The sequence below is a fragment of the Streptomyces sp. NPDC059477 genome (assembly GCF_042749375.1).
Taxonomy (GTDB): domain Bacteria; phylum Actinomycetota; class Actinomycetes; order Streptomycetales; family Streptomycetaceae; genus Streptomyces.
This window is the reverse complement of record NZ_JBHYUG010000186.1, coordinates 1-2,908: the sequence shown is the minus strand read 5'-3', so window position 1 is coordinate 2,908 and position 2,908 is coordinate 1. Positions and strand designations below refer to the sequence as shown.

1 protein-coding gene and 1 pseudogene are annotated in these 2,908 nt (G+C 69.7%); both read left to right on the top strand.

The features are described 5' to 3' along the window. A pseudogene (locus ACFXAZ_RS39450) lies at positions 1 to 1,764 on the top strand (hypothetical protein); the annotation flags it as partial. Further along, positions 1,765 to 2,724 carry a phage tail protein gene (locus tag ACFXAZ_RS39445; RefSeq protein ID WP_384601887.1) on the top strand — a complete coding sequence of 320 codons (960 nt, stop codon included), beginning with the start codon at positions 1,765 to 1,767 and terminating at the stop codon, positions 2,722 to 2,724. The last annotated feature ends 184 nt before the right edge of the window (positions 2,725 to 2,908 follow it).

Genomic DNA, 2,908 nt, shown 5'->3' with positions numbered 1-2,908 from the left:
GTTCCGCCCGAGGCGATCGCCCTCATCCTTCAGCTCTCCATCGCCATCAAGGCCGTCAGCCTGGCGACGGCAGGCGGCGCGGCGGCCGGCGCGGCTATCGCCGCGATCAGCACGCAGGTCGCCGCGATGCGTACGGCGGCAACCGGGACCCCCGGCGTGCTCGCGGGGACCGCGGCTGCCATCGGCACCCTGTCCCGCACCGCGAAGATCGCGATGGCCGGTACCGGTATCGGCCTGCTGCTGATCGCGATGACCGAGCTGTCACAGATGGGCGAACCCGCGGCGCTCGACGTCGACAAACTGACCACCTCGCTCGGTGAACTCGGCCGGACGGGCGAGGCCACGGGGTACGTCGCCTCCCAGTTCGGTGACGACTTCGAGAAGCTGCGCGAGCAGATCCAGAAGGTGATGGATCCCAGCATCGCGGACTCGGTCAACGACTGGGGCGCCAGCATCACGAACGACTGGCTGGAAGCCAGCGACGCCACCCGGGAGTTCACCGCCAGCGTCGAAGGCATCGACCAGGGCCTCGCCGACCTCGTCAGCGGCGGCAAGGCCGACCTGGCCGCCGCGGCGCTCGCCTCGATGACCGAGAACATGAGCCCCGACGAGGTGGCCAAGTTCACCGGCGAACTGGACAAGTACAGCGAGGCCCTCGCCGGGCAGGCCCTGGAACAGCGGCTCGCCGCCGAGAGCATGGGCCTGTTCGGCGACCAGGCACAGGAAGTACAGGCCAAACTCAGCGAGCAGAAAGCAGCCGCGGACGGCTTGCGCGAGAGCATCGTCGCCCTGAACGAGGTCAACAGGAACGCGCTCGATGCGCAGTCCGCGTTCGAGGCAGCACTCGACACGGCGGCCGAGGCTGCGGCCGAGTACGGCGCGGTCTGGGCCGCTACCGGCGGCACGCTCGACCTGACCACCGAGTCGGGACGCGACGCGTACGGGGCTCTGTCCGACCTGGCTGCGAAAACGAACGAGGCCACCGTGGCCGCCGCAGAGTCCGATGCCGGGTGGTCTGCGGTGTCGGACACCTTCGAGCGCGGGCGGCAGCAGCTGATCACGACCGCCGAGCAGATGGGCCTGACAACCGAGGAAGCGCGTCGGCTCGCGGACCAGATCATCAGCACCCCCGACAAGACCGTATTCCTTGAGGGCGACATCCAGGATCTGGATGCCAAGCTGAAGGACGCGCGGCAGCGCCTGGCCGCCGCGCCGTCGGAGAAACAGACCGCGATCAAGGGCGAGATCTCCGACCTCCAGGCCAAACTTCGGCAGGCGCGGGAGGACCTGGCCAGTGTCCAGGGCAAGACGGTCACGGTCACGACCAACTACGTGAGCAACTACCTCGTCGGACAATCTCAGCACGACATCGTTGGTGCGACCGGCGGGCTCTACACCGGGAAGGCGTTCCGGCGCGGCTACAGCACCGGCGGCCGGGTCCAAGGGCCGGGCACCCCGACGTCGGACGATGTGTTCGCGCCGTGGCTGTCCGTGGACGAGTACGTGATCCGGGCTGCTTCGGTGGACAAGTACGGCATCGATCTGCTCGATCAGCTGAACGCGGGGACGCTGCCGGTTCCGGTCGGGCGGCCCGCGGTCTCACCCGGCCTGCCGGCCGTGAGTGCCGCGCCCGCGGTGCAGCCGGATGCCCGGCCGCCGGTGACGTACAACGTCTACCCCCGCGCCAGCGTGATCAGTGTGGAGGACCTGCGGCTGCTCCAGCGGCAGGAGGAAGCGCGACAGCGTGTGGGGAGGCCACGGTAGATGCCCCTGATCACAGCCCCGGTCATCGTCCCGGAGGAACCGGGCACCCCGCCGGTGGAGCTGCCGGAGGTCGGGTACGCCACGGTCACCTACGTGGACCCGGCCGGGACCCGGTGGTCGATGACGGACCTGTCCGCTGGGTCCCAGTGGTACACCCTCGCCGACGGTGTGTCCGGACTCGGGGCGGCCCCGTACGAGTTGGTCAGTGATCCGCATCCGCGCGGTGGTGCGCGGCTGCGGCATGTCCAGCCGCAGGCCCGCACGATCGTGTGGCCGGTCCTGGTGAAGGGTGCCGACCACACCGTGTTCACGGCGAACTGGCGGGCGCTGGCGAGGGCGTTCACGCGGACGCTGCGTGAGGGGCCGGGCATGCTGGAGGTCGCCCGGCCGGACGGGGGCGTGCGGCAGATCTCCGTGTACTACGCGGACGGGTGGGACGGCCGCGGGCAGGCCGCGACCGGCATCACCTGGGACAGCGCGGTACTCACGCTGTGGTGTGAGGATCCGTACTGGGTGGACGCCGTCCCGGTCACCGTGCACCGCGAGCAGGGCACCGGCGTGGACTTCCTGGTGCCGTACCCGTCGGTGTCCTCGTCTCAAGTCCTGGGCGCCACCACCGTGACCAACCCGGGCGACGTCGACGTGTGGCCGACGTGGACCATCACGGGCCCAGCGTCCGTGATCGAGTTCACGCGCGAGGACAACGGCGATGCCTTCACCCTGACCATGGCGGACACCGTGCACGGGCCGCTGCTCGCGGGGGAGACGGTGACCGTCTCGACGGATCCGCCGCGCGTACGGTCCGGCACCGGCGAGACCTTGACGTCCGGCCTGAACTGGCCGGCCGCCGTGCTCTGGAGCCTGCCGCCCGGTTTGACTCCCGTCACCTTCCAGCTCGACGGTGCGGCGGCCGGATCCGCCGTCGACCTCGTCTTCCATCCGAGATACGAGACGGCGTAGGAGGCGGGCAGGTGGCGATCGATCTCTTGGTCACCGACAAGAACTTGTCCTTTCTGGGCGACCCGATCACGGGCTGGACGAAGCTTGCTGTCGATCTGAACTTCAACGCGCCGGCGTCGGGCGAGATCACCGTGCCCGCGTACCCGGACGTCATGCAGCTGCTCCAGCCCGGCAACCGCCTGGT

Excerpts from the sequence above, each read along its gene's own strand:
- ACFXAZ_RS39445 (WP_384601887.1), top strand. The coding sequence starts at position 1,765 with ATGCCCCTGATCACAGCCCCGGTCATCGTCCCGGAGGAACCGGGCACC.